Consider the following 20279-nt stretch of genomic DNA (forward strand, 5'->3'; position numbering starts at 1 on the left):
TGACAGGAACCGGGTCGCGGGCGTTTGCTGGCTGCATCCTTCGCTACAGGCCCGAGATGCACAGTTCAAGCCAGCCCGATGTCGCGGGCCCCAATCCGTTTCTTCCGAAAATCGTGACGGTCCTGCGTGAAGGCTACAGGCTTCCTGACCTGCGCGCCGATGCGCTGGCGGGGCTTACGGTGGCCATCGTGGCGTTGCCGCTGTCTATGGCCATCGCCATTGCCAGCGGCGTAGGGCCGGAGCGCGGGCTTTACACGGCCATTGTCGGCGGGTTCCTCGTCTCGGCTCTGGGCGGGTCGCGGCATCAGATCGGCGGGCCTGCGGGGGCCTTCATCGTGCTGGTTTCCGCCTGCGCGGCCACAACCGGACTTTCGGGGTTGATCCTTGCCACCATCCTTTCGGGCGTGATCCTGTCTGCGGCGGGGTTGCTGCGGTTGGGCACCTATATCCGCTTCATTCCCTATCCGGTGACGGTGGGCTTTACTGCCGGGATCGCCGTCATCATCTTTTCCAGTCAGATCAAGGATCTGTTCGGGCTGGCCCTGTCAGGGCCGGAACCGGCCGAGATCCTGCACAAACTGGCTGCGCTGTGGGAAGCGCGGGGCAGCGTCAGCGGTGCGGCGGTGGCGGTCAGCCTTGGCACCATCGCGGTGATCGAAGGCATCAAGCACTTCGCGCCGCGCCTGCCGGGGATGTTGATCGCGGTGGCGCTGGCCAGTCTCGCGGCGGCGGCGGGTTTGCCGGTCGAAACCATCGCGGAACGGTTCGGCGAGTTGCCGCGGGTGCTGCCGGTGCCCGCTTTACCGACGATCAATGCGGAAACGGTGATGGCGGCGCTGCCCTGGGCCGCAAGTTTCGCGCTGCTGGGGGCGATTGAATCGCTGCTCTCCGCCGTGGTGGCTGACGGTATGACGGGCCGCCAGCACCGCGCAAATGCCGAGCTTCTGGCGCAGGGTATGGCGAATATTGGCGCCGGGCTGTTCGGCGGCTTCTGCGTCACCGGCACAATTGCCCGGACGGCGACCAATGTGCGGGCAGGATCGCGTGGCCCGGTCTCGGGGATGCTGCATGCGCTGTTCCTGTTGCTGTTCCTGCTGATCGCCGCACCGCTGGCCGGATATATCCCGCTTGCCGCTTTGGCCGGTGTTCTGGCCGTGGTCGCCTGGAATATGGCGGAAAAGCATGAATTCGCCGCCTTGGTGCGCGGGTCGCGGGCGGATGCGGCCATCGTCATTGTCACCTTCCTGCTGGTGGTGTTCCGCGATCTGACCGAGGGCATCGTGGTGGGTTTCGCCATGGCGGGTCTGGTCTTCGTCAAGCGGATGTCCGACATGGCAGGGGTTCATCCGTTGGCCGATGCGCCTGTGGATGCGGCGCGCGACGATCTGCTGGTCTACCGGCTGTCTGGGCCATTCTTTTTTGGCGCCGCCGCGCAGCTTGGCGCCGTGCTGGACCGGATCGCCGACGTTCCGCGCAGTATCGTGGTGGATTTCGGCGCCGTGCCGTTGATCGACAGTTCAGGCGCCCGGTCGCTGGGCCTGCTGGCGCGCAAGGTGGCGCGGCGGGGTGGGCGCCTGTGGTTCACCGGCACCAGTGCTGACATACGGCATATCTTGCGCGCGCAAGGCCTTGATGCGCCCGAGGTGGAATATCTGCCCGACCTTGCGGCGGTTGAAGCCGCCCTTGCGCAGACTGCCGAGCGGGACTGATTCGTTTCCGATCTTCCTGAGCAGACACTCTGCCGCAGCCCGCGGCGGGACGTTACGTCACGCCGTCTGACATATCACGCGGCTGTGAAGCAGTAGGGTCTTGAAACCTATTGTCAAAATCATGTCGCGCCAAAGATGATTTACAAATTTCAGATATATCGAGTTAAAGAATTTACATAAAAAATCAATTTACAAAAGGGGTTACATGATTGCCGTAAAATGGTTTACAATACTTGCAGGGATGGAGGTGCCTCGCGGTTCAGGCGGGGTGACCGGCTTTATGCAAGAGGGGGAGAGCCCATGACCCAGCAGCCCGCCGATATCGCGTCGATGGTGCGCGATGTGCCCACGGATTTCGACAAGGCCCATGCCGACACCGCCAAATATCGCGCGATGTATGCCGAATCCATTGATGACCCGGATGCCTTCTGGGGGCGCGAGGGGCAGCGGCTCGACTGGATCAAGCCCTATACGAAGGTAAAGAACACCGATTTCACCTTTGGCAAGGTCAGCATCAAGTGGTTCGAGGATGGCGTGCTGAACGCCTCGGTGAACTGCATCGACCGGCACCTGAAGGACCGTGCGCTGCAAACCGCCATCATTTTCGAACCCGATGACCCGAAGACCCCGGCCCAGCATATCACCTACAAGGAACTGTCCGAAAAGGTGAACCGCATGGCCAACGTCCTGCTGTCGCAGGGCGTGATGCGCGGTGATCGTGTGGTGATCTATCTGCCGATGATCCCCGAGGCCGCCTATGCGATGCTGGCCTGCGCGCGGATCGGCGCCATCCATTCGATCGTTTTCGCCGGGTTTTCGCCCGACGCGCTGGCGAACCGGATCAACGATTCCGGCGCCAAGCTGGTCATCACCGCCGATACCGCCCCGCGCGGCGGCCGCCGCACCCCGCTGAAATCGAACACCGATGCGGCTCTGCTGCATTGTTCCGATAAGGTGCGCTGCCTTGTGGTCAAGCACACCGGCGACCAGATCACCTGGATTCAGGGCCGCGATGTGGACGTCAAGCTGATGATGGACATGGTCAGCCCGGAATGCCCTCCGCGCCCGATGGGGGCGGAAGATCCGCTGTTCATCCTTTACACTTCGGGTTCAACCGGCAAGCCGAAGGGCGTGGTGCATACGACGGGCGGCTACCTCGTCTATGCCTCGATGACGCATCAATATACCTTCGACTATCAGGAAGGCGACGTGTTCTGGTGCACGGCCGATGTGGGTTGGGTCACCGGGCACAGCTACATCGTCTATGGCCCGCTGGCCAATGGCGCGACGACGATCATGTTTGAGGGCGTGCCGACCTTCCCCGATGCCGGACGGTTCTGGGAGGTCTGCGAAAAGCATGCCGTGACGCAGTTCTACACTGCGCCGACCGCCATCCGGTCTCTGATGGGCATGGGTGCGGAATGGGTCGAGAAGTACGACCTGTCGAAGCTGCGCATCCTCGGCTCGGTGGGCGAACCGATCAACCCCGAGGCATGGGCCTGGTATGATACCCATGTCGGCAAGGGCAAATGCCCCATCGTCGATACCTTCTGGCAGACGGAAACCGGCGGTCACATGATCACCCCGCTGCCCTATGCCACCCCCACCAAGCCGGGTTCGGCCACGCTACCCTTCTTCGGGGTGAAGCCGGTGGTGCTGGATGCGGCGACTGCCAAGCGGCAGGATGAGGTGGAAACCGAAGGTGTGCTGTGCATCTCGGATAGCTGGCCGGGGCAGATGCGCACGCTCTGGGGCGATCATGACCGCTTCCAGGAAGCCTATTTCGCCCAGTATCGCGGCTATTACTTCACCGGCGACGGCTGCCGCCGCGACAAGGACGGATATATCTGGATCACCGGCCGGGTGGATGACGTGATCAACGTCTCCGGTCACCGGATGGGCACGGCCGAGGTGGAAAGCGCGCTGGTCGCCCATGCCGCTGTGGCCGAGGCCGCCGTCGTCGGCTTCCCGCACGACATCAAGGGGCAGGGCATCTACGCCTATGTCACGCTGATGAACGGGATCGAGCCGTCCGAGGATCTGCGCAAGGATCTGGTGAAATGGGTCCGCACCGAGATCGGTCCCATTGCCTCGCCCGACATCATCCAATGGGCGCCGGGCCTACCCAAGACCCGCTCGGGCAAGATCATGCGCCGCATCCTGCGCAAGATCGCCGAAAACGACTTCGGCTCGCTGGGCGATACCTCGACGCTGGCCGATCCTTCGGTGGTCGATGACCTGATCGCCAACCGCGGCAACAAGGGCTGATGCGCATGACCGACGCCACGACCCTGACGCGCCCCGCCGTCCTGATCCTTCTTGGCCCTCCGGGCGCCGGGAAGGGCACACAGGCCCGCATGCTGGAAGAGGATTTCGGTCTGGTGCAGCTTTCCACCGGCGATCTTCTGCGCGCGGCCGTGGCGGCGGGCACCGAGGCCGGCAACCGCGCCAAGGCAGTGATGGAGGCCGGGCAGCTTGTGTCTGACGAGATCGTGCTGGCGATCCTGAAAGACCGCATGTCGCAGCCCGATGTGGCGCGCGGCATCATTCTCGACGGCTTTCCTCGCACCGCGGGGCAGGCCGCCGCGCTGGACGATCTGCTGGCCGCGACCGACCAGAAGGTCACCGCCGCCATCAGCCTTGAGGTTGATGACGAGGCGATGGTGGGCCGGGTGTCCGGCCGCTACACCTGCGCCGGTTGCGGCGAGGGGTATCACGACGAATTCAAGCAGCCCGCCGTTGCGGGCACTTGCGACAAATGCGGCGGCACGACGTTCAAGCGCCGGGCCGACGACAATGCCGAGACGGTGCGCGAGAGGCTGTCCGCCTATCATGCCCAGACGGCGCCGCTGATCGCCTATTACGACGGCAAGGGCGTTCTGGAACGGATCGACGCGATGGGGGCCATCGACCAGATCCGCAGAACGCTTTCCGCCATCGTGAGCCGCGTTTCGGCATAAGGGAGGCCCGCATCCCTCGGGGAAGGGGGCGCGGGACGGATAAACACTCAGGGAGTAGCACTCATGGCGGACAAGTCCTCGTCGAATGCCTACTGGGCCGCGAACATCCGCACGATCATGATTTATCTGGTCGTCTGGTTCGTCTGCTCGTTCGGCTTCGGCATCCTTCTGCGTCCGATGCTTGCGGGCATCAAGATCGGCGGCACCGATCTGGGCTTCTGGTTTGCCCAGCAAGGTTCGATCCTCGTCTTTCTCGTCCTCATCTTCGCCTATGCCGCGCGGATGAACAAACTCGATCGCCAGCACGGCGTGGAAGAATAAGGGAGCACGGGAAACATGGATCAGTTTACCCTCAACCTCCTGGTGGTGGGCGCGACCTTCGCGCTTTACATCGGGATCGCGATCTGGGCCCGCGCGGGTTCGACCGCGGAATTCTATGCTGCCGGCCAGGGTGTTCACCCTGTCATGAACGGCATGGCCACCGGCGCCGACTGGATGTCGGCTGCCTCGTTCATCTCGATGGCTGGCATCATCGCCTTCGGCGGCTACGATACCTCGGCCTATCTGATGGGCTGGACCGGCGGCTATGTGCTGCTGGCCATGCTGCTGGCGCCCTATCTGCGCAAGTTCGGCAAGTTCACCGTGCCGGAATTCATCGGGGACCGCTTCTATTCGGGCACCGCGCGTTTCGTCGCGGTGGTCTGCCTCATCATCGCTTCGGTGACCTATGTGATCGGGCAGATGACCGGCGTGGGCGTTGCCTTCTCGCGCTTCCTTGAAGTGTCGAATGCGACCGGCCTTTATATCGGTGCGGCCATCGTGTTCGCCTATGCCGTGCTTGGCGGCATGAAGGGCATCACCTACACGCAGGTTGCGCAATATGTCGTGCTGATCATCGCCTATACCATTCCGGCGGTCTTCATCTCGCTGCAACTGACCGGCAATCCGATCCCGGCGCTGGGCCTGTTCTCGAACGAGGTTCACACCGGCCAGCCGCTGCTTCAGACGCTGGAAGGTCTGGTCACCGATCTGGGCTTCAAATCCTACCTGAACCAGTCGGACACCACGCTGAACATGTTCCTGTTCACCATGTCGCTGATGATCGGCACCGCCGGCCTTCCGCACGTCATCGTCCGCTTCTTCACCGTGCCGAAGGTTTCGGACGCGCGGTCTTCGGCGGGCTGGGCACTGGTGTTCATCGCGCTGCTGTATCTCACCGCCCCGGCGGTTGCGGCCATGGCGCGTCTGAACCTGATCAACACGATCTACCCGCAGGGTGTGGCCGCCGCGCCGGTGTCGATGGCCGACATCGAAGGCAAGGAAGAACTCGCCTGGGTTCGTAACTGGGCCAAGACCGGCCTGCTGACCTTCGAGGACAAGAACGGCGACGGTCTTGTGCAGTATGTCGGCGACAAGGAAGTCAACGAGCTGACCGTGAACAACGACATCATGGTGCTCGCCAACCCCGAAATCGCCAATCTGCCCGGCTGGGTGATCGCGCTGGTCGCTGCCGGTGGTCTTGCCGCCGCGCTGTCCACCGCTGCCGGTCTGCTGATGGCCATTTCCTCGGCCGTGTCGCATGACCTGATCAAGGGCCAGCTGAACCCCAACATCTCGGAAAAGAACGAGCTGCTGGCGGCCCGGATCTCGATGGGCGTGGCCATCGCGGTTGCGACCTACCTTGGCCTCAACCCGCCCGGCTTCGCGGCGCAGACGGTGGCGCTTGCCTTCGGTCTGGCGGCCTCGTCGATCTTCCCGGCGCTGATGATGGGCATCTTCTCGAAGCGCATCAACAACAAGGGTGCCGTTGCGGGGATGCTGGCGGGTCTGATCGTGACGATCGTCTACATCTTCCTGCACAAGGGCTGGTTCTTCGTCGCGGATACCGCGTCCTTCTCGGACAGCGCGCCGATGCTCCTGTCGATCAAATCGACGTCCTTCGGTGCGGTGGGTGCCCTGATCAACTTCGCCGTCGCCTTCGCGGTGTCCAGTGCCACGGGCGCCCCGCCCGCCAAGGTGCAGGATCTGGTGGAATCGATCCGCGTGCCGAAAGGCGCCGGTGCGGCCCAGTCGCACTGACCGGGTAAAGGCTGCGGGTTTGATCTGGCGCATTGCGCGCCATCCGGTCCGGCCCGCACCCTGACCCGAACACCATCCGGCGCGCCCCCTTTGTGGGGGCGTGTCCCCCCCGAAGGACGACGGTCATGCCCCATTCCCCCGACGAGGCCGTTCTGGCCTTCCTCGAAACCGTCCATCCCTATGACAGCCTGCCGCGGGACGAGATGGCGCGTGTCGCCGTTTCCTTCAGCCGCAGGGAATTTTCTGCCGGGGAAGAGGTCTATCAGGCGGGTGAACCGCTGAAGGGCCTTTATCTGGTCAAGCGTGGCGCGGTCGAGGTGCTGGATGCCTCGGGCATGCAGGTCTCGCTGCTGGGTCCGCGCAACAGCTTTGGTGAACGCGGTCTGATGCGGGACGGTCTGGCGGTCACCACGGCGCGGGTCATCGAAGATTCCGTGCTTCTGCTGCTACCCACGGCAGAGTTCCGTCGCCTGATCGCGGGTTTCCCGGCCTTCGACCGCTTCTTCCATCGTGGCAGGTCCGCCGCCGAGGCGCGTCGCGCCGATCTGACGGTGCAAAAGGTGGGCGACCTGATGGCGCGCAAGCCGATCACTGTGGCGCCTGCCGACAGCATCCGCCTTGCCGCCGAAAAGATGCGCGACGCGCATGTCTCGTCGCTGGGCATTGTCGAGGAGGGTCGTTTTCTGGGCATCGTCACAACGCGGGATATGACCAACAAGGTGTTGGCGGGCGGTATCGACCCGGAAAGCCCGGTGTCGCAGGTGATGACCGCCGATCCGGTCAGCCTGCGGCCTGACGATCTGGGCTCGGACATCCTGCATGTCATGCTGGAGCGTCGCATCGGCCATCTGCCGGTGGTCGAGGATGGTCGGCTGGTCGGCATGATCACCCAGACCGACCTGACCCGGTTTCAGGCCGTCAGTTCGGCGCAACTGGTGCGCGACGCGGCAACCGCTGAAAGCGTGGCTGAAATGGCCGCCGTTACCGCGCGTATCCCGAAGCTGCTGGTGCAGCTTGTGGGCGGTAACAATGCGCATGAGGTGGTGACCCGTCTGATCACCGACATAGCCGATACCGTGACACGCCGCCTGCTGGCGCTGGCCGAGGCCGAGCTTGGCCCGGCGCCCGTGCCCTATGTCTGGGCCGCCTGCGGCAGTCAGGGGCGGCAGGAACAGACAGGTGTGTCGGATCAGGACAATTGCCTGATCATCGACGACCGTGCCACCGATGCGGATATGGGCTATTTCGCCCGGCTGGCGCGCTTCGTCTGCGACGGGCTGGATGCCTGCGGCTATGTCTATTGCCCCGGCGACATGATGGCGACCAACCCGCGCTGGTGCGCACGGCAATCCACATGGCGCGGCTATTTCGACGGCTGGATCGCCACGCCCGATCCAATGGCGCAGATGCTGGCCAGCGTCATGTTCGACCTGCGCCCCATCGGCGGGCAGGCATCGCTTTACCGTGACTTGCAGGCCGAGACGCTGGAACGGGCGGCGCAGAATTCGATCTTCGTGGCGCATATGATTTCCAACAGTCTGAAACATACGCCGCCCCTTGGCCTGTTGCGTGGCTTCGCCACCATCCGCTCGGGCGAGCACAAGAACCACATCGACATGAAACACAACGGCGTGGTGCCGGTGACGGACCTTGGCAGGGTCTATGCGCTGATCGGCAAGCTGGAGCCCGCCAATACCCGCGCCCGGCTGGACGCGGCGGAACATGCCGGGGTGATTTCCGTCTCTGGCGCGCGCGACCTGATCGAGGCTTATGACCTGATCGCCCAGACCCGGCTTGAAAATCAGGCCCGGCTCATCCGTTCGGGTCGCAAGCCCGATAATTTCCTTGCCCCCTACGACCTGTCGGATTTCGAGCGCAGCCACCTGCGCGACGCTTTCGTCGTGGTGCGCACAATGCAATCCGCCATCGGGTCCGCCCGTGGCGCAAGAAGCTGAGGCCAGATGCTGTTCGAATTCCTTGCCGCGATCATCGCCGCCGCGACCTGTGCGGGCATCGTCTGGGGCCTGCGCAAGGCCATGCCCAATCGCGTGCCCAAGGTGGCGCTGCCTGTGGCTGCGGGGCTTGGCCTGATCTGCACCACCATGGCGCTGGAATACGGCTGGTATGACCGCACGGTGGCGAACCTGCCCGCAGGGGTCGTGGTGGTCGATCAGGGCTCGGGGCAACAGATGCTGCGCCCCTGGACCTACCTTGCGCCGATGACGACGCGCTTTACCGCGCTGGATACCCGCAGCATCGCCCCGCATCCGGGCAATCCGGCACTGCGGCTGGTGAGGACCTATGAATTTGCCCGCTGGCGGCCCGTGGAGGACGGGTTTCTGGCGGTGGACTGCGCCGCCGTGCGGCGCGTGCGGATTACCGAGGGGATGGAGATTCTGCCTGACGGCACGCTTTCGGGCGCCGAATGGCAGGCTGCCGCCCCCGATGATCCAGTAACGAGGGCGGCCTGCCAGGAGGGATGATATGGCCGAGGACGGGAGGAAACACCGTATCCTTGTCGTGGAGGACGAGGATAACATCGCCATCGCGCTGGATTTCCTGATGACGCGCGAGGGCTATGCCCATGATCGGGTCGCCAATGGCGCCGAGGCCATGCCGCGCATTCGCGCCACGCACCCCGATCTGGTGCTGCTGGACGTGATGTTGCCCGAGGTTTCGGGATACGAGATCTGCCAGTCGGTGCGGCTTGACCCCGCGCTGGCGGATGTGAAAATCCTGATGATGACCGCGCGCGGTTCGGCCATCGAGCGGCAGAAGGGCATCGCGCTGGGCGCCGACGGGTTTATTTCGAAACCCTTTGAACTGAAGGAGTTGCGACAGGAGGTCCGTCGCCTTCTGCAAGGCGAGGGTTGAGCGGTGTTGCACAAGCTGAGCCTGCGTCTGCGCATCTTCCTGATCTTCGCGGCCCTTGGCCTTGGCGCGCTGGTGGCGCTGGCGGCGGGGCTGGTGCTTGGCTTTCAGCGGCTGGGCAGCCCCGAAACCCTGTCGGCCTTCGTGCAGGTGGGGGTGATTGCCGGGCTGGTGATCCTCGGGCTGATCACCTGGGTCTGGTATCTGTTCGACGTGAATGTGGCCAAGCCCATCGACATTCTGGCCGGGGCCCTGCGTGCCCGCGCACATTCCGATGTCAGCGGCGAGATGGATACCGCCATTGCCCGCTATCTGGGCGATCTGGCACCCGCTGCCACGGCCGCCGCCGCCTCGCTGGCCGAGACGCGGAATGCGCTGGCCGAGGCCGTCGCGCGCGAGACGACGCGGCTGGCGGCCGAAAAATCGCGGCTGGAGGCGCTGTTGTCCGACGTGCCGGTGGGGGTGCTGCTGTGTTCGGGGGAACATCAGATCGCCTTCTACAACACGCCCGCCGCCGGGCTTCTGGGCGGTGATACCGCGCCGGGGCTGGACCGTTACCTGTTCGACTATCTGCGCGAGGGGCCGGTGCGCCATGCCCATCGCCGTCTGATCGAGGCGGGGGATGCCGATGCGGCCTCTGACATCCTCTGCTCCACGCGCAGCGGCGGGCAGGTGCTCGCCGCCCGGATGCGTCTGATCGAGGGTGCGGGTGGTCCGCCGGGCTATGTGCTGACGCTGCGCGACGTGACCGCCGATCTCGCGACCCGCGCGCGGCGCGATGCGGCGCTGTCGGTCGCGCTGGATCGTATCCGCCGTCCGACCGCAAATCTGATGACGCTGTTCGGCGTGCTACCCGAGGGTGAGGCCGTTCCCGCCCGGATGGAAAGCGCGATGCGGCAAGAGGTGACGGGGCTGTCGGCGGCGGTGAAAGACCTGAGCCACCACCACGACGAGGATCGCGCCGAGGGATTGCCGCTGGCCCCCGCCCGCGCGCTTGATCTGTTGGATGGTATGCGCGCCCGGCTGGAGGGGCAGGGTCTTGCGGTGGAAACCGCCGAGGCCGCACCGCTTTTGATGCGGTGCAACGGGTTCGAGCTGATCGCGCTGGTCGGTCATCTGGGCCAGCGCCTTGCGGCGACCGGGCATCCGGCGCCCTTCCACCTGAGGCTGGACGAGGCCGGGGCCGATGCCCGCGTTGTGCTGGGCTGGCAGGGGGCGGCGCTGTCGCTGACCACGCTGGATGGCTGGCTGGCCGAGCCTTTGGGCGAGGAACTGCCCGACATCACCGGGCGCAGCGTGCTGGCCGCCCATGCCACTGACATCTGGCCAGAGGGCACGAATGGCAGCCAGAGCCTTGTGCTGCCGCTGCGCGCCGCGCGTCGCGCTGGTCCGCGCCCGGCCCCGGTGCCGCGCGCGGTGGTCTATGATTTCGACCTGATGTCGAAGGCGCGCAATGCGCCGGTGGCCGATACGCGGCTGGAAGACCTGACCTTCGTGGTATTCGATACCGAAACCACCGGCCTTCTGCCCGCGCAGGGCGACCAGATCGTGCAGATCGCCGCCGTCCGCATCGTCAACGGCAAGCGCGTGGCGGGCGAGGTGTTTGACACACTGGTCAACCCCGGCCGCCCGATCCCGCCCGGATCGACCACCGTTCACGGCATCACCGATGCCATGGTGGCCGAGGCGCCGGGCATCGCCGAGGTCGGCCGCGCCTTCCATAAATTCGCCGAAGGGGCGGTGCTGATCGCCCATAACGCGCCCTTCGACATGGAATTCCTGCGCCGGCAAGAGGCGGCGATCGGTGCCCGTTTCGATCATCCGGTGCTGGATACCGTGCTGCTGTCGGCCGTGATCTATGGCCAGCATGAGGTGCACAGCCTCGATGCGCTGACCCACCGGCTTGGCATCACCATCCCCGAGGAGGCGCGCCATACCGCGCTGGGCGATACTGTCGCTACCGCCGATGCCTTCCTGAAGCTTTTGCCGATGCTGAAGGGCCGGGGGCTGGATACCTTCGGCGCCGTGGTGGCCGAGGTGCGTCGCCATGGCCGCCTGCTGAAGGATCTGAACTAGGGCTTAGGCCGCGAAAGGATCGTCGGGATAGCCCACGCCGGTCAGATACAGCCCCTGCGGCGGGCAGACCGGGCCGCAGGCGGCGCGGTCGCGGGCCTCCAGCGCCTGCTTGACGGCCTCGGGCGCCCAGGACCCGGCGCCCACACGCTCCAGCGTGCCGACGATGGAACGCACCTGATTGTGCAGGAAGCTGCGGGCGCGCAGGTGAAAGCGGATTTCCTGACCGCCGGGGTAGTCGCATTCTTCCAGCCTGATCTCGTCCAGCGTCTTGACGGGCGAGGCCGCCTGACACATCGACGACCGGAAGGTGGTGAAATCATGCAGGCCGGTCAGGAAGGTGGCCCCTTCGCGCATCGCATCGGCATCCAGCGGGTTCAGCACCTGCCAGACCCGGCCACGATCATGTGTCACCGGCGCGCGCCGCTGCACGAGCCGGAAGGTATAGCGCCGCTCCATCGCCGAAAACCGGGCATGAAAGTCATCGGCCACCCGCACCGCCCGCAGGATCGACACCGGCGCGGGCTTGAGGTGGAAATTCAGCGCCTCCGACAGGCGGAACGCATCCCAGTCGCGCGCCAGATCGCAGGTCGCCACCTGGCCCGTGGCATGGACGCCCGCATCGGTGCGCCCGGCGGCGGCGATGGTGTGCTGCCCCGGCTCCAGCTTTGCCAGCGCGGCCTCCACCGCACCCTGAACCGATGCCTGCCCCTGGGCCTGGCGTTGCCAGCCCGCGAAGGGCGTGCCGTCATATTCGATTTTCAGGGCATATCTGGGCATGTCGCCGGGTTAGCGCAGCGCCCCGCGGCTGTCCAGCCGGGCGCGGCGCGGCTGCAACAATCCGGCCCGAACGCGGGCGGACGGGCGGCTGATCACTCGCCCGTTTGCCGGGTATAGGTTACGCTTCCCGCAAAACGAGCAGAACACAATCACAGGTCAACGAGGCCCCCTTGGCTATTCCCGCCGCCATCTGGCAGGATCGCGCCCGCTTTGGGCGGATCTTCAAATGGCAATATCTGCTGACCCGCGAAGCTGACGCGGATCTGCCGATGGATTGTCAGCGCCTGGGTCGCTGGCAGTTGTTCCATGGCCCCGGCCTGCCGGTGGCACGGCTGACCGATGCGAAGGGACAGCTTGTCGGGCTGCTGGCCGGGATCGGGGTCGAACCCGACGGGCGGCTGGTCGAGGGGCGCCATGCCCTGGCAGCCCTGCGCACCGGGTTCTGGGATGGTATCGAAAGCTGGCTGGAAGACCTGACCGGGCGTTACATCGTTCTTCTGTCCGGTCCCGGCGGCATGCGGCTTTACACCGATCCGGTGGGTATGCTAGGCGCGGTGGTCGATCCGCATGCCGGGCGGGTGGGGGCTGGTCTGGGGCTGGTTTGCCATGACCGCGAGATCGTGCCGCATCCCGATTACGACCACGCGCTCTGCGAGACGGTCGACGGAAAATACTCGCTTCTCGACACCCGTGATGCGCATGTGCGGCGGATGAACCCGAATTGCTGGCTGTCGCTTGAGGATTTCAGCGAGACGCGGTTCTGGCCAAGGCCCGGTTCCATCGTGCTGCGGCAGGGCAGCCTTGTGCGCAGCTATGGTCTGATGGCGCATCGCACCCGGCTGGTGGTCGGCGCCCTCGCGCGGCACCGGCCAACTGCGCTGCCGCTCAGCGCCGGGATGGACAGCCGGTTGTTGCTGGGTATGGCGGGCACAGCGGCAAGCGATCTGTCGCTGGTCTACAGCCACGAATCCACCTATGCGAACCGCGTGGACAGCCACATTGCCGGACGCCTGGCAGAACGAGCGGGCCTTCGCCACACACGCCACCGCCCGGACGAGGTGACCGCAACAGCCGAAGATACGGCAGCCGACATTGCCGATTTTCATGTGGCAATGGGCTGGCCCGCGCCCCCGTCGGTCGAGATGGCAAACGGTGTTCTGCGACACCTGCCCGAAGACATGGTCGTTTTGCGCGGCCATCAGACCGATCTGTTACGCGCCGTGTTTTCGCACAAGGAAAAGGCGCAGGCCGATCTGCGCCGCCGCTGGTTGCTGAAGCGCCTGCTGCTTGTCCCGCATGACCGTTTCGGCCCCGAACTCTGCGCCGGGTTCGAGCCGCGTCTGGAGGCATGGTATCAGTCCCTGCCGCCAGAGGCGAAGGCCCGGCAGGTGGATTTCATGTTCCTTGAACTCTATTACACCTCGACCATCGCGGCGAGCTTTCCGGCCATCAGCCGCGTCTTCTATATGTCGCCCTTCAACGGGCGGCGACAGATCGGACATGCGCTGGCCATCGAAGAAAGCTATCGCCGTGCCGGTCTGGCGGTGCATGACCTGCTGCACCAGTGCCGCGCCGACCTGCTGGATGAACCTTTCGATGACGATGTGGCGGCGGCGGGTGGCTTGCAGGGTTATCGCAAGAACGATCACCTGAAGCTGTTGCTGCATGCGCGGCGCGCGGTGACGCGGGCCCGCCTGCGCAGCCTGTCCGGGGGCGGCCTGCCGCCCGATGCCGTGCAACTGGCCAAGGCTGCGATGCGCCCTTGAAACGCGCCTCTTCAACTGGCCCGATGCAGGACATATGTTCATCGGGTAGGCAAGGGGGCAGGTTTGGCAATCGGGGACATCGGCGATCTTGTGGCGCGCTCGGCGATCGAGCTGGCGGCGCTGCCCTTCACGCCCTTCGCGGACAGTGTCATCCGGTTGGGCGTCACCGGCCTGTCGCGGGCGGGCAAGACGGTGTTCATCACCGGGCTGGTGGCCAATCTGCTGGATCGCGGACGGATGCCGCAGCTTCGCGCCGCGGCCGAGGGCCGGATCGAGGCTGTATGGCTGCAACCCCAACCTGACGACACGATTCCACGCTTCGACATCGAGGGCCATCTGACGCAGATGACCGGAGATACCCCGGAATGGCCGGAAAGCACACGGGCTATTTCGGAACTGCGGCTGTCCTTCCGGGTGCGGCCGACCGGCCTGCTGTCCGGGATGCGCGGCACACAGAACGTGCATCTGGACATCGTGGATTATCCCGGCGAATGGCTGCTGGATCTGGGCCTGCTGGACAAGACCTATGCCCAATGGGCCGAGGATACGCTGTCGCGTATGGCGCGGCGGCCGCAGGGGGCAGAATTTCTGGCGACCGCGCGGGCCGAGGACGGGTCTTTGAAACATGATGAGGCGCGGGCACAGGCGCTTGCGGCCAAATTCACCGCCTATCTGCATGCGGCGCGCACGGCGGGCTGGTCGGATTGCACACCGGGGCGGTTCCTGCTGCCGGGCGAGCTTGCGGGCAGCCCCGTCCTGACCTTTGCGCCTCTGCCAGAACCCGCCAGCGCCGGGCGTGGTAGTCTGTGGCACGAAATGGCGCGGCGCTATGACGCCTATCGCGCCAAGGTGGTGAAGCCCTTCTTCCACGACCATTTCGCCCGGATCGACCGTCAGGTGGTGCTGGTGGATGTGCTGGGCGCGGTCCATACCGGGCCACAGGCGCTGGAGGATTTGCGCCGCACCATGGCCGACATCCTGACCGCCTTCCGTCCGGGACAGAACGGTCTTTTGTCGCGGCTGGTGCTGGGGCGGCGGGTCGAGAAGATCCTGTTCGCCGCGACCAAGGCCGATCACCTGCACCACAGTCAGCACCCGCAACTCACCGCCATCACCGAGGCGCTGGTGCGCGAGGCGCGTGACCGTGCGGCGTTTTCGGGGGCCGAGGTCAGCGCCATGTCGCTGGCAGGCTTTCGCGCCACGGTCGAGGATCGGCTGGAACGCGACGGGCAGATACTGGATGTGGTGCGTGGCAGGTTGATGGGATCGGGCAAGCAAGCCGCGATGTATCCGGGTGAATTGCCCACCGATCCCGCGCGCCTGCTGTCGCCCGCCCGGCAGGGGGCCGAACGCTGGCTGGACGCCGACTTCGCGCTGATGAGTTTCGCGCCCGCGCGCAGCAGTCTGAAACCCGGCGAGGGGCCGCCGCATATCCGGTTGGACCGCGCCGCCGAATTCCTGATCGGAGACCGGCTGTGAGTGATGACGTCCCCCCCCGCCGCCCGCTGCTGATCGAACTGGACGAAGCCGCGCCCGCCGATCCGGGCCTTGCCCCGCCGGTGCCCGAAGCCGGTATCGCCGCCGAACTGGCGCCTCTGCCAACCCGGCGGCAGAGCCTGACGCTGACCCGCGCGCTTATCTGGGCGCTGGGGGCGCTGTTCAGCTTTGCGCTTTCGGTTGCCACCTATGATTTCGTCGCCAGCCTTATGGCCAGCTCCCCCTGGCTGGGATGGGGCGCGCTTGTGCTGACGGGTGTTGCCACCGGGCTTGCGCTGATCTTCGCCGCGCGTGAATGGATTGCCTATCTGCGGCTCTCTCTTCTGGACAAGCTGCGCGGACGCGCGCTGGCGGCGCGCCAGAACGCCGACCTGCATGCCGCGCGCATCGCCTGTGCCGAGGTCGCCTCGCTGTATCGTCACCGCCCCGAGGCGGCGCCTGCGCTGCAACGGCTGCGTGACCGGCAGGGCGATGTGCTGGATGCCGATGCCCTGATCGACCTGACAGAACAGGAATTGCTTGCACCGCTGGACCTTGCCGCCCGGCGCGAGATCGAAGCGGCGGCGCGGCAGGTCGCCACCATCACCGCGCTGGTGCCGATGGCTCTGGCCGATGTGGCGACGGCGCTGTTTGCCAATCTGCGCATGATCCGCCGCATCGCGCAGCTTTACGGCGGGCGCTCGGGCGGATTCGCCAGTTTCGGCCTGTTGCGGCGGGTCTTCACCTATCTGGTGGCCACGGGCGCCGTGGCACTGACCGACGATCTGATCGGTTCGGTCGCGGGCGGTGGCGTGCTGTCCAAGATTTCGCGCCGCTTTGGCGAGGGGGTGGTGAACGGCGCGCTGACCGCGCGCATCGGTGTGGCGGCGATGGAGCTGTGCCGTCCCCTGCCGTTCCACGCGCTGCGCCGTCCGCAAGTGACCAATCTCATGGCGCGGGCGCTGGCCGGGGTGTTTGACCGCAGCCCAGTTGCGCAAGCCGCCGCCCGAAACATGGAATCCTGATTTCCGTTGCCGTCCTGCCGGGTTAAGCTGCGCCGAAGGATTTCAGGAGGTGCACCATGGACGCGATGATCGGCTTGATGGTCCTTGTGGCGCTTTCCCTGCCGGTCGGCGTGATCGTTCTTTTCATCCTGCAGGCGCGCTTGCGGCGCAGGCTGGCCAGCGCCGAGGCCCGGCTTGCCGCGCTGGAGGCTGCGGGTCTGGCATCGCCTGCAAGCATCGCAGCGGCGCTTGCGCAGGCAGAAGAGGTCACAGCCCCGGATTCGGAGCCGGATCTGCCGGAAGCCCCCTCCGCCGAAACCATCGCCGCCGTCTCGCCTTGGGAGCGGGCCATGGGCAGGGTTGCGGCAGAGCCGCTTCCGTCAGTTGAGGCGGCGCCGACTGCGGATGCCGGGCAGAACCGCCCGATCGTTCTGCGCGCCGACCGTTTCGCTGCCCTTGCGGGCTGGCTGCGTGAAAACTGGGTTTACGCCGTTTCCGCCCTGTCTCTGGCGCTGGCCGGGGTGTTTTTCGTGCAATACGGTGTGGAAAAGGGTCTTTTACCGCCTCCGGTGCGGGTGGCGCTGGCCGTGTTGTTCGGGGCCGCGCTGATCGGCGCGGGCGAATGGGTGCGCCGGCGCTGGGGGGATGATACCAGCGCGGCGACCGCTTATCTGCCCTCGGTCTTCAGCGGGGCGGGGATCGTGGCGATCTTTGCGGGCGTGACGGCGGGACGGCTGATGTATGGGCTCTACGGCCCCGGCCCGACCTTCGCGGGGCTGTTCGCCATTTCGGCGCTGGCGGTCTGGCTGGGTTGGCGCCATGGGCCATTCCTTGCCGCCATCGGGCTGGTCGGTGCTTCAGGAGCACCGTTTCTGGTAGAGGGCGGCAGCGCGCCGACAGCCCTTCTGTACGCGCATTACCTCTTGATTGCGGCGACGGGCCTTGCCATCGACGCATGGCGCCGCTGGGCATGGATTTCGGTTCTGGCGCTGGTGCTGGCACAGCTCGGTCTCTGGCTGATGGCCATGGGCGGGGCCGGTATGGCGGGTTGGGGCTGGAGCCTTGTGTCGCTGGTGGTGCTGAGCATCATCATCCCCGAACGCGCGCTGATCCCGAGGCATGAGGGCCCTTCGACCCTGCGCATTCTGGTGAAGCTGCTGAAGGTCTGGCCGACTTTCCCGGTCCGGCTGGCGCTGGGCAATCTGGTGGCCTCGACCCTGTTCCTCGTGCTTCTGGTCTCCGGCTGGGGGACAGAGGGCCTGCTGCCCTTCTTCCTGCTGGCGGGCCTCGCCGTGCTGCTGCTGATCTGGGCCGAGCGGGCGCCGGGGCTGGAGGATTTGCCGCTGCTGCCTGCTGCCGGATTTCTGGCGAAACTGGTGCTGGCGACGGGGCAGATCCATGCGTGGCAATCGCAGGCGATCGACCTGCGTGCGCCGGAAAGCCCCGCGCCCTGGACGGTCAGTCTGCTGGTTGTGGCGGCGGGGGCCATCACGCTGGCCGCAGCGCTGCGCAGCCTGCGTGGCGGCGGTCTGCTGCCTGCGCTGATTGCGACGCTGGCAGCCCCGGTCGCGGTTCTGCTGCTGGAGTTCTTCTGGGTGCCCTCTGTCGTGCTGGGGGCGGGTCTGTGGGCCGCACATGCCATGGCTTTGGCGGCGGGCATGACCCTGCTTGCGGCGGTGTTCGCGAAGGCTGACGGGCAGCCGGGGCGGCGCAGCGCCTGGGCCGTGCTGTCTGCGCTGTCGCTGATCGCACTGGCGCTGTTCCTCCTGACCACGGCTGCGGCGCTTACGCTGGCGCTGGCGGTGTTGCTGCTGGTGGCCGTGGCGCTGGATCGCCGGTTCACCCTGCCGGAAATGGGCTGGTTCGTGCAGGTCGGCGCCGCGGTTCTGTCATGGCGGCTGGTGGCGGACCCCGGTCTGGACTGGGGCATGCAGGCACCGCTGCCACAGGTGGCGCTGGCCTATCTGGGCGTTGCGGCAGCCTGCTTTGCCGGGCTGCGGTTGCTGCCTGCGGGGCGGGCCTTGCCCAAGGCAGTGCTGGAAAGCCTCGGGCTGGCGGCGCCGGTCCTGCTGGTCAATCTGGTGCTGACCCGCGCCATGATCCCGGATGACCCGAACACGGGCATCGACTGGACGATGAGCCATTGGGGTCTGATCCTGAACGCGACGCCCTGGGCGGTGCTGGCGGGGACGCAGCTTTGGCGGGCGGGCGCGTCAGCCGGGCTGACCCGCTGGTTGCGGCTGGGTCTGGCCAGCGTCGCGGCGCTGATCGCGCTGGGCGGTCTGGCGATGGCGCTGGGCCCCGCGAACCCGCTGTTTGCATGGTCGGAAGATCCGACCGGCCGCATTCTGGGCCTGCCGCTGTTGGACACGCTGGCGCTGGCCTATGGTCTGCCGGGGCTGGCACTGGTGTTTCTGGCGCCGCGCCTTGCGGCGCTGCCCGCGCGGGGGCGTCTGGTTCTGCGCGGCGCAGGGGTGGCGCTTTTGCTGATCTGGGCGGTGCTGGAGATCCGGCGGCTCTGGTGGGGCGACTGGATCGGCGCCCCCGATGTGATGCAGGGTGAGCTTTACAGCTATACGCTGGCCATGTTGGCGCTGGGCGCGGTGCTTTTGTGGCAGGCGTTGGCGCGGCGGTCGCTGCGCTTGCAGCGGCTGGCGATGGCAGTCATCGCGCTGACGGTGGCAAAGGTGTTCCTGTGGGATGCCTCGGGGCTTAGCGGGCTGACGCGGGTGCTCAGCTTCGCGGGGCTGGGGCTGTCGCTGGCGGGGCTGGCGTGGCTGAACCGATGGGCACGGGGCGCGATGGCGGAGGGGTCAGAACCGCGGGACTGAGCCTTCGGGCCGACGCGCCTCGACCACGCCCATCGACAGCGCGCGCCCGATGCGATGCGCCATGGCCGACCAGGCCGCAGCCGCCTCCGGGGGCAGGGTGCGGGCGAGCGTGGTGTCGAAGAGATCGAGCCAGACCGGGAAATGATCGGGCGTTACATCGCCCGCCTGTCGGTGGGCCAGCATGGGCGAGCCGTCATAGACCCCTTCGCGCAGGATGGCGTTGCGCCAGAACCGGCCGATCTTTTCCTCATGCGCGGGCCAGTCGGTGACGTGCCGCGCGAAGATCGGGCCAAGTTGCGGATGCCTGCGCACGGCGGCGTAGAAAGCCGCGACCTGCGCGTCGATCTGTTCGGGCGTGACGAAGAAGCGGGGTGGAAAGGCGGTCATGGCGGAACCTCGGAAACTTGTATCAGCGTTGCGGGTTTTGAGGGTGACGTGCAAGGCGGCGCTTTGCCACGGGGGGCCTTTCTCGGGGGCATCGAGCCCCCTCGAAAGGCATTGCCATGGCCTGCGGTGCCGGAGTGCGCTGATCTGGCCGGGAGAGGGCGGCGGGCGGGCAAGTGAGTATTTTTGCAAGAAGCAAAAGGCGAAGGGAATTCTTAACCTTTTCCGGCGCAGTCTGGGTTCGCGGAACAGGGAGGAGTCCCGATGGCCGTCAAGGAGCAAGGCCGCCCCGGCCCGGTGGATCCGGGTGCACGGACATCGCGCGTCCATCTGTGCCGGGGTGTGC

The 20279-nt window shown here is 66.1% G+C and carries 15 protein-coding genes; 13 read left to right on the plus strand and 2 right to left on the minus strand.

The genetic code is table 11. The features are described 5' to 3' along the window. The first annotated feature begins 56 nt into the window (after window positions 1-56). From D2N39_RS03670 to D2N39_RS03710, 9 genes are all read left to right on the plus strand, one after another. A complete protein-coding gene (locus D2N39_RS03670; RefSeq protein ID WP_119133445.1) occupies window positions 57-1709 on the plus strand; it encodes a SulP family inorganic anion transporter in 1653 nt (550 codons plus the stop codon). 330 nt (window positions 1710-2039) lie between these two features. After that, window positions 2040-3977 carry an acetate--CoA ligase gene (acs, locus tag D2N39_RS03675; protein ID WP_119133925.1) on the plus strand — a complete coding sequence of 646 codons (1938 nt, stop codon included), beginning with the start codon at window positions 2040-2042 and terminating at the stop codon, window positions 3975-3977. A 5-nt stretch (window positions 3978-3982) separates the two neighbouring features. Beyond that, window positions 3983-4669, plus strand: coding sequence for an adenylate kinase (locus D2N39_RS03680; protein ID WP_119133926.1), 687 nt, complete (start codon window positions 3983-3985; stop codon window positions 4667-4669). A 63-nt stretch (window positions 4670-4732) separates the two neighbouring features. Beyond that, a complete protein-coding gene (locus tag D2N39_RS03685) occupies window positions 4733-4990 on the plus strand; it encodes a DUF4212 domain-containing protein (protein ID WP_119133446.1) in 258 nt (85 codons plus the stop codon). Between the two features lie 15 nt (window positions 4991-5005). After that, window positions 5006-6748, plus strand: a complete 1743-nt coding sequence (locus D2N39_RS03690; RefSeq protein ID WP_119133447.1) for a sodium:solute symporter family protein — start codon at window positions 5006-5008, stop codon at window positions 6746-6748. 125 nt (window positions 6749-6873) lie between these two features. Then, window positions 6874-8703 (plus strand): DUF294 nucleotidyltransferase-like domain-containing protein, encoded by a 1830-nt coding sequence (locus tag D2N39_RS03695; RefSeq protein ID WP_119133448.1) that lies wholly within the window; start codon window positions 6874-6876, stop codon window positions 8701-8703. Window positions 8704-8709: 6 nt separating this feature from the next. Further along, entirely contained in the window at window positions 8710-9231 is a 522-nt protein-coding gene (locus D2N39_RS03700) for a hypothetical protein (RefSeq protein WP_119133449.1), read from the plus strand. Between the two features lies 1 nt (window position 9232). Further along, a complete protein-coding gene (locus D2N39_RS03705; RefSeq protein ID WP_119133450.1) occupies window positions 9233-9622 on the plus strand; it encodes a response regulator transcription factor in 390 nt (129 codons plus the stop codon). Window positions 9623-9625: 3 nt separating this feature from the next. Next, window positions 9626-11695, plus strand: coding sequence for a 3'-5' exonuclease (locus tag D2N39_RS03710; RefSeq protein ID WP_119133451.1), 2070 nt, complete (start codon window positions 9626-9628; stop codon window positions 11693-11695). A 3-nt stretch (window positions 11696-11698) separates the two neighbouring features. Here D2N39_RS03710 and truA read toward each other — a convergent pair whose 3' ends face one another. Then, a complete protein-coding gene (gene truA, locus D2N39_RS03715; RefSeq protein WP_119133452.1) occupies window positions 11699-12472 on the minus strand; it encodes a tRNA pseudouridine(38-40) synthase TruA in 774 nt (257 codons plus the stop codon). 170 nt (window positions 12473-12642) lie between these two features. On the opposite strand from truA, the gene D2N39_RS03720 reads away from it, so the two are divergent. The 4 genes from D2N39_RS03720 to D2N39_RS03735 all read left to right on the plus strand — a co-directional run bounded on the left by D2N39_RS03720 (window position 12643) and on the right by D2N39_RS03735 (window position 19549). Continuing rightward, a complete protein-coding gene (locus tag D2N39_RS03720) occupies window positions 12643-14238 on the plus strand; it encodes a hypothetical protein (RefSeq protein WP_119133453.1) in 1596 nt (531 codons plus the stop codon). Between the two features lie 63 nt (window positions 14239-14301). Beyond that, entirely contained in the window at window positions 14302-15717 is a 1416-nt protein-coding gene (locus D2N39_RS03725) for a YcjX family GTP-binding protein (protein WP_119133454.1), read from the plus strand. Next, entirely contained in the window at window positions 15714-16739 is a 1026-nt protein-coding gene (locus tag D2N39_RS03730) for a YcjF family protein (protein ID WP_119133455.1), read from the plus strand. Before D2N39_RS03725 ends, D2N39_RS03730 begins: the two co-directional genes overlap by 4 nt. 56 nt (window positions 16740-16795) lie before the next feature. Then, window positions 16796-19549 (plus strand): DUF2339 domain-containing protein, encoded by a 2754-nt coding sequence (locus D2N39_RS03735; RefSeq protein WP_119133456.1) that lies wholly within the window; start codon window positions 16796-16798, stop codon window positions 19547-19549. On the opposite strand, the gene D2N39_RS03740 is transcribed toward D2N39_RS03735, so the two are convergent. Next, on the minus strand, window positions 19532-19936 hold the full coding sequence (locus tag D2N39_RS03740) for a group III truncated hemoglobin (RefSeq protein WP_119133457.1): 405 nt from the start codon (window positions 19934-19936) through the stop codon (window positions 19532-19534). The two genes, D2N39_RS03735 and D2N39_RS03740, sit on opposite strands and share 18 nt — an antisense overlap. Window positions 19937-20279 lie beyond the last annotated feature (343 nt).

The organism is Gemmobacter lutimaris, assembly GCF_003570715.1.
Classification (GTDB): Bacteria; Pseudomonadota; Alphaproteobacteria; order Rhodobacterales; family Rhodobacteraceae; genus Gemmobacter; species Gemmobacter lutimaris.